The organism is Pseudomonas folii (genome assembly GCF_014357575.1).
Lineage (GTDB): Bacteria > Pseudomonadota > Gammaproteobacteria > Pseudomonadales > Pseudomonadaceae > Aquipseudomonas > Aquipseudomonas folii.
Window position 1 is genome coordinate 1 of record NZ_JACONW010000215.1, and the last position, 6,578, is coordinate 6,578.

Here is a 6,578-nt window from a genome sequence, read left to right on the forward strand (position 1 = left end):
GGCAGTTGATTAACTACCCTACAAAACGTTAAAACGCCTTGATCACCTGCCGCTGCTCCCCAAGCCCTTCCACACCCAGGGTCACCACATCCCCCGGTTTTAGAAACAACGGCTCAGGCTTGTGACCCAGCCCTACCCCGGCAGGCGTGCCGGTACAGATCAGGTCGCCGGGTTCAAGCTCGATAAACTGCGATACGTAACTCACGACGGTCGCCACATCAAACACCTGATTAGCCGTGTTGCCATTCTGATGGCGTGTGCCGTTGACCTCCAGCCACAGCGCCAGCTTGCCAGGATCAACCACTTCGTCAGCCGTTACCAGCCATGGGCCAACCGGCGCAAAACCCGGGAAGCTCTTGCCTTTGGTCCACTGCCCGCCTCGCTCCAACTGATAACTGCGCTCGGAAAAGTCGTTTACCACGCAATAACCCGCGACATGCTTCAAGGCATCGGCTTTGTCGATGTACAACCCCTGGGTGCCGATCAAAACGCCCAGTTCCACTTCCCAATCAGCCTTCACCGAGCCAATCGGCAAGCGAACATCATCATTGGGCCCCGTGGGATGGCAAGCCTTGAGGAACATCACCGGCTCGGCTGGAATCGGCAGGTTGGTTTCCGCGGCATGGTCGGTGTAGTTCAGACCGATGCAAATCACCCGCCCGCCTTTACTGATCGGTGGTCCTATACGCACATCAGCCGCAACCAGCGGCAGCGACGAGAGATCGATGGCACTCAGGCGTAACAGGCTCTCGATGGAAAGCGCAGCGCTGTCGATATCATCGATATGCCCCGACAGGTCACGAATGCCACCGTTGGAGTCGATAACGCCCGGCTTTTCAGCACCGGGCAAACCGTAGCGAACCAGCTTCATGAGGTTATTCCTTGTCAGTGGATAAGCGGGGGGCATCATGGCATAGCCTCGGCAATCTATTGAAATACCGCCCTCCCGAATGAATTCGGTCCTACCGGGTTTTGCATCTTGCCCAGGTCACCGGTAGGAGCGAATTCATTCGCGAAGGGGCCGGTACATTCACAGCCGATGCGCTGCCTTGAAATACCGCCCTCCCGAATGAATTCGGTCCTACCGGGTTTTGCATCTTGCGCAGGTCACCGGTAGGAGCGAACTTGTTCGCGAAGGGGCCGGTACATTCACAGCCGATGCGCTGCCTTGAACTACCGCCTTCCCGAATGAATTCGGTCCTACCGGGTTTTGCATCTTGCCCAGGTCACCGGTAGGAGCGAACTTGTTCGCGAAGGGGCCGGTACATTCACAGCCGATGTGTTACCTGAAATACCGCCTTCCCGAATGAATTCGGTCCCACAGAATCAAGGCGATCTGAAGGTATAAGCAAAAACGGCGCCCTACTCAAGGCAGGGCGCCGCTCTTTGAGCCTCAGAACTTACTTCGCAGTCAGCGCCGAGTAGCTGTTCATCAGATTGCGGTAGTTAGGAATGCGTGGCGACAGCAGATTCGCCAGGCCTTCCATGTCGTTGCGCCAGTCAACCTGCAGCTCGCACGCCACGGAGAACCAGTTGACCAGTTGCGCACCGGCAGCGGTCATGCGAGCCCAGGCAGCCTGTTGCACGGTTTTGTTGAAGGTGCCCGAAGCATCAGTCACCACGAACACTTCAAACCCTTCAGCCAGAGCAGACAGCGTCGGGAATGCGACGCACACGTCGGTCACGACACCGGCGATGATCAGTTGCTTGCGGCCGGTCGCCTTGACCGCGTTGACGAAGTCTTCGTTGTCCCAGGCATTGATCTGACCGGGACGCGGGATGTACGGCGCGTCCGGGAACAGTTCTTTCAGCTCGGGCACCATCGGACCGTTCGGGCCGTTTTCGAAGCTGGTGGTCAGAATCGTCGGCAACTTGAAGAACTTGGCCAGATCCGCCAGCGCCAACACATTGTTCTTGAACTCGTTGGGCTGGAAATCCTGCACCAGCGAAATCAGACCGGTCTGGTGATCCACCAGCAGCACAACCGCGTCGTCTTTGTTCAAGCGTTTCCAGGGGGTAGCAGTACTCATGGGGTAACTCCTTCAGGTTTTCAGAGTAACGTCATCGCCGTGGTGGCAGATGATCAGAATGCGAAACATGAACAGCCAAACGCGCCCCAGAAACCCTGGAAATCGCTGACCGGTACGCTGGACATACGTGCGCGCTCATGGCTGTGGGAATGCACGACACAAGGGCCGCTGCATTGATGAACCTGCGCCACCAGCGGCGACGCCGGACGCCAGTGACCGGGCACCTTGACCACTGGCGACCAGTCCGGCAGCACCGGCACCTGCGACGGTGCGAGGCTCTCGAAATCTCCACTGCCGTACACCACCTTGCCGTCCACCACGGTCAGCACCGACTCGATCCACTTGATCGACTCTTCATTGACGCTGAAGTAGTCCGCAGACAGGGCCACGAGATCAGCCAGTTGGCCGACTTTGATCATGCCCTTCTTGCCCTGCTCGGATGAGAACCAGGCACTGCCGTGGGTGAACAATTCGAGTGCGGTTTCGCGGGACAGACCTTCCGGATACAGCTCCAGACCGCCCACCGTGCGACCGCTGACCATCCAGTACAGGGACGTCCATGGGTTGTAACTGGAAACCCGGGTCGCATCGGTCCCCGCCCCCACGGGTACGCCTTCGGCCAGCATGCGTTTGATCGGCGGCGTGTACTCGGCAGCCTTGGCGCCGTAGCGCTCGACGAAGTATTCGCCCTGGAAAGCCATCCGGTCCTGAATCGCGATACCACCATTCAGCGCACGTACCCGCTCGATGTTTTTCGGGCTGATGGTTTCGCAATGGTCGAAGAACCACGGCAGATTGTTGAACGGAATCTCGCGATTGACCTTCTCGAACACATCGAGCATCCGCGAGATGGATTCGTCATAGGTGGCGTGCAAACGGAACGGCCAGCGATGTTCGACCAGGTGGCGCACCACCGGCTCCAGGTCCTGCTCCATGCCTGCGGGCAAGTCTGGACGCGGTTCGAGAAAATCTTCGAAGTCCGCAGCCGAGAAGGCGAGCATTTCACCGGCGCCGTTATGGCGCAGGAAGTCATCGCCCTGATGTAATTTGACTGAGCTGGTCCAGTTCTTGAAGTCCGCCAGCTCTTCTTTCGGCTTCTGGGTGAACAGGTTATAAGCGATGCGCACGGTGAGGTGTTTCTCGCGCGCCAACTGCTCGATTACTGCGTAGTCATCCGGGTAGTTCTGGAAACCGCCGCCCGCGTCAATGGCACTGGTCACGCCCAGGCGGTTCAGCTCTCGCATGAACTGACGCGTCGAGTTGACCTGATACTCCAGTGGCAGCTTGGGCCCCTTGGCCAGCGTTGAGTAGAGAATCATCGCGTTTGGCTTGGCGACCAGCATGCCGGTCGGATCACCGTTGGAATCCCGGACAATCTCGCCGCCCGGAGGGTTCGGCGTATTGCGGGTGTACCCGGCGACACGTAACGCTGCGCGGTTGAGCAAGGCCCGGTCGTACAAGTGCAGAACGAATACCGGAGTATCCGGTGCTGCCTGATTGAGCTCGTCCAACGTCGGCATCCGCTTTTCAGCGAACTGGAATTCGTTCCAGCCACCGACGACCCGCACCCACTGCGGCGTCGGCGTGCGGTCGGCCTGATCCTTGAGCATGCGCAACGCGTCAGCCAGCGACGGCACGCCTTCCCAGCGCAGTTCGAGGTTGTAATTCAGGCCGCCACGAATCAAGTGCAGGTGGGAGTCGTTGAGGCCTGGGATCACCGTGCGTTTTTGCAGGTCGATAACCTGGGTCGCACTGCCGCGCAGCGCCATGACTTCAGCATCGGTGCCCACCGCCACGAAGCGCCCGCTGCTGATGGCGACGGCGCTGGCCTTCGGTTTTTCACGATCGACAGTGTGCAATTGGCCGTTGTAGAGAATCAGTTCGACGTTCATAGCAGTTCCTTCGACAGATTTTTGAGAGGCACCGGCATAGCCAGCGAAGGGGAAAGACGGAAGGATTGCCGCCGCGGCGCCGAGCAATGTGCCTTTGGCCAGAAAGCGGCGTCGTTCCTGATCGGTGTCCTTGTCGTCATTGCTCATGGCGTCACTCCACGGGAGGCTGTTTCTGCGCGGCATTCAGCCAGGGCGCGAACAGCCGGGTTGCGGCAGGCATCATCACGTAACACACCAGCAGGACGATGGTCACCGTGACCAGGGCGGTACTCACCACATAGTTGGCGAGCAGCGGACTCAACGCGAACACCGGTCTCCAGATCAGCGGAATCAGCAGTGTCAGCGGGCAAATGACCAGAAACGTCACGCACGCTTGCTTCCAGCGCGGCGGCTGCGGTGGGGATGCCTCGGAGGCTGGCGTGAACCAGAACTCGTTGTGCGGGTTGACTTCGGTCTGGTCGCCGTCGGCCAGCATGGGCCTGGCCTCCTCAACCAACTCGCTGCGCTGGTCCGAATCCAGCCAGCGCTGCATGGCATCAGTGGAATGAAAGCGCAGCACACAGGTGAACAGATGCAGACCGCCGGACTTGCTGCGGATCACATCCACGCCCAGATGCCCCGGATAGCCGCCAGCAATCCCCACGATGCGCCGCAGCCACGCTTCGTAATCCGTTTCCATACCAGCGCGAATGCGGTGCTTGATCACCAGCGTCACGACTTCATTGAAGGCCGGCTGGTTGACCACGACCGACTCGTCGGCCAGGGAATCTGAATCAGACATGACGAACCGCTCCGTTGAAACGTGCGTTGAGCGCGAGCCGTCCCGGCCCGGCAATGAACACCGTGGTAAAAATGATCAACAGCAACCAGCCAAACTGGCCCTGCTCCAGGGTCCACTCCGGGTGAACGGCAAGCAGCGCGACCAGCAGCAGAAACAGGATGGGCAGGCATGCAAGACGCACGAAGATTCCTGCAACAATCAGCAGCGGGCAGAGGACTTCGGCAAAAATCGCGAGGATCAGGGTCAACTGCGCGCCCATATGAAACGGGTCTTCGATGAGCGTCAGTTGATGGTTGAAATCGACGAGTTTTGGCAGACCATGAACGACCAGGAGAAAAGCCGCTGCGCTGACCCTGAGGAACAGCAGACCAAGGTCGCGGGCCCGGTTTTCAAGGGACAGGTTTTCCAGTGTCGAATCGTTCATCACGCACCCACGAAATTTGGGAATGGTCAGGACAGGAAGTCTGCCTGTGCTGGCCAACTCTGGATTCGATAGTGCAGCGTTGAAGCGGACGGTAATTGAATGCTTGTGCTTTCATGGATCAGCCGTGCGCAAAAGCACGGCTGGTTTTTTTCGACAGCCGTAAACCCAGGACTAACGCCGCACCTTGTGCGACCAGACCAAGCTCGGCTTCATCACACAAAATGCAAATTAATGGGTTGAAATGCATTTTCTGTAGGAGCTGCCGAAGGTTGCGAAGCATTTCTCCTGATACACCGCGATCGCAGCCTTCGGCAGCTCCTACAGATCCACCGTTTGGCGCGAGACAGTGCGGTGTGATGGACACTGGGGCAGAGCCCACAGAATCTTGCAAAGCTGGCTCCACACCTCAAGTCACGTCAGGCGTCTTGGCCATGTGCTGACTGATCCGTGAGCGCAACCAGCGCTCGGCGGGGTCGTTGTCGTGCACCCCGCTCCAGACCATCGAGAGCTCGGCAGCGACAATCGGAAACGGCGGGTCATCTGCGCGCAGTGTGCAACCTTCCACCAGCGCACAGGCCGCGTAATCGGGCACGGTCGCGATCAGTTCAGTACCCGCCAGCAACGCGCGCAGGCCGTTGAACTGCGGTACGCCGAGCACGACTTTGCGGGTCCGCCCGACTTTGGCCAAATCCAGATCAATATTGCCGGACAGGTCGCCAGAGAACGACACCATGGCATGCGGCCGCGCACAGTAATCATCGAGGGTTAACGCGCCCGGGCGGGAATCGCCGCGCAGCACCTTGCAGTGAATATCCCGCAGCTTCTTGCGCTTGGCGTTGGCCGGTAGATCGGTGGTGTAGCTGACGCCTACCGAGATTTCGCCTGAGGCAAGCAGCGCTGGCATCAGCAAATAGTTGGCACGCCGAACGACAACGATGATGCCTGGTGCCTCCTCCCGCAGTTGATGCAGCAACGGCGGCAACAGGCCAAACTCGGCGTCATCGGAGAGCCCGATACGGAACACATCGCAGCTGGTGGCCGGGTCGAAATCCTTCGCCCGGCTGACTGCGCCAGAGATGGTGTCCAGAGCAGGCTGAATTTCCTTGAGGATGTCCAGAGCCCTGGCTGTCGGCTCCATACCGCGCCCACTGCGCAGCAGCAACGGATCGTCGAACAGATCGCGCAATCGCGACAGTGCAGCGCTGACAGCAGGCTGACCCATGAACAGTTTTTCAGCGACCCGCGTCAGGTTGCGCTCGAACATCAGCGCCTCAAAGATCACCAGTAAATTGAGGTCGACTCGACGCAGATCATTGCGATTCATGGGGAAGTTCCGGAACTGAAGGGATGAAAAGCCCAAGAGGCTTGTCCTTCGTTCAAGTAAGCACGGTTATCGGCGCTTCGCCTTGCAGGTTTGTGCTTTTGAATCGACGACGGTTATGTACACGCAG

The 6,578-nt window shown here is 58.9% G+C and carries 7 protein-coding genes; all 7 read right to left on the bottom strand.

The genetic code is table 11. The features are described 5' to 3' along the window. Positions 1–28 precede the first annotated feature (28 nt). The 7 genes from H8S59_RS25240 to H8S59_RS25265 all read right to left on the bottom strand — a co-directional run bounded on the left by H8S59_RS25240 (position 29) and on the right by H8S59_RS25265 (position 6,451). Positions 29–871 carry a fumarylacetoacetate hydrolase family protein gene (locus H8S59_RS25240; RefSeq protein WP_187523200.1) on the bottom strand — a complete coding sequence of 281 codons (843 nt, stop codon included), beginning with the start codon at positions 869–871 and terminating at the stop codon, positions 29–31. 529 nt (positions 872–1,400) lie between these two features. Then, positions 1,401–2,030 (bottom strand): isochorismate family cysteine hydrolase YcaC, encoded by a 630-nt coding sequence (gene ycaC, locus H8S59_RS25245; protein ID WP_187523201.1) that lies wholly within the window; start codon positions 2,028–2,030, stop codon positions 1,401–1,403. Positions 2,031–2,083: 53 nt separating this feature from the next. Continuing rightward, the gene (locus tag H8S59_RS25250) at positions 2,084–3,922 is read right to left on the bottom strand and encodes an amidohydrolase (protein ID WP_187523203.1); all 1,839 of its coding nucleotides are present in this window, start codon (positions 3,920–3,922) and stop codon (positions 2,084–2,086) included. 151 nt (positions 3,923–4,073) lie between these two features. Further along, positions 4,074–4,703 (bottom strand): antibiotic biosynthesis monooxygenase, encoded by a 630-nt coding sequence (locus tag H8S59_RS25255; protein WP_187523202.1) that lies wholly within the window; start codon positions 4,701–4,703, stop codon positions 4,074–4,076. Then, a complete protein-coding gene (locus H8S59_RS25260) occupies positions 4,696–5,127 on the bottom strand; it encodes a DoxX family protein (protein ID WP_095095884.1) in 432 nt (143 codons plus the stop codon). Before H8S59_RS25260 ends, H8S59_RS25255 begins: the two co-directional genes overlap by 8 nt. Positions 5,128–5,339: 212 nt before the next feature. Further along, positions 5,340–5,537 (bottom strand): transposase, encoded by a 198-nt coding sequence (locus H8S59_RS27440; RefSeq protein WP_371856742.1) that lies wholly within the window; start codon positions 5,535–5,537, stop codon positions 5,340–5,342. Beyond that, a complete protein-coding gene (locus tag H8S59_RS25265) occupies positions 5,534–6,451 on the bottom strand; it encodes a LysR family transcriptional regulator (RefSeq protein ID WP_095095880.1) in 918 nt (305 codons plus the stop codon). Before H8S59_RS25265 ends, H8S59_RS27440 begins: the two co-directional genes overlap by 4 nt. Positions 6,452–6,578 lie beyond the last annotated feature (127 nt).

Bases quoted from the DNA above. Each gene is read 5' to 3' on its own strand.
- H8S59_RS25255 (WP_187523202.1), bottom strand. From the start codon at position 4,703: ATGTCTGATTCAGATTCCCTGGCCGACGAGTCGGTCGTGGTCAACCAG.
- H8S59_RS25250 (WP_187523203.1), bottom strand. From the start codon at position 3,922: ATGAACGTCGAACTGATTCTCTACAACGGCCAATTGCACACTGTCGAT.
- H8S59_RS25265 (WP_095095880.1), bottom strand. From the start codon at position 6,451: ATGAATCGCAATGATCTGCGTCGAGTCGACCTCAATTTACTGGTGATC.
- ycaC (WP_187523201.1), bottom strand. From the start codon at position 2,030: ATGAGTACTGCTACCCCCTGGAAACGCTTGAACAAAGACGACGCGGTT.
- H8S59_RS25240 (WP_187523200.1), bottom strand. From the start codon at position 871: ATGAAGCTGGTTCGCTACGGTTTGCCCGGTGCTGAAAAGCCGGGCGTT.
- H8S59_RS25260 (WP_095095884.1), bottom strand. From the start codon at position 5,127: ATGAACGATTCGACACTGGAAAACCTGTCCCTTGAAAACCGGGCCCGC.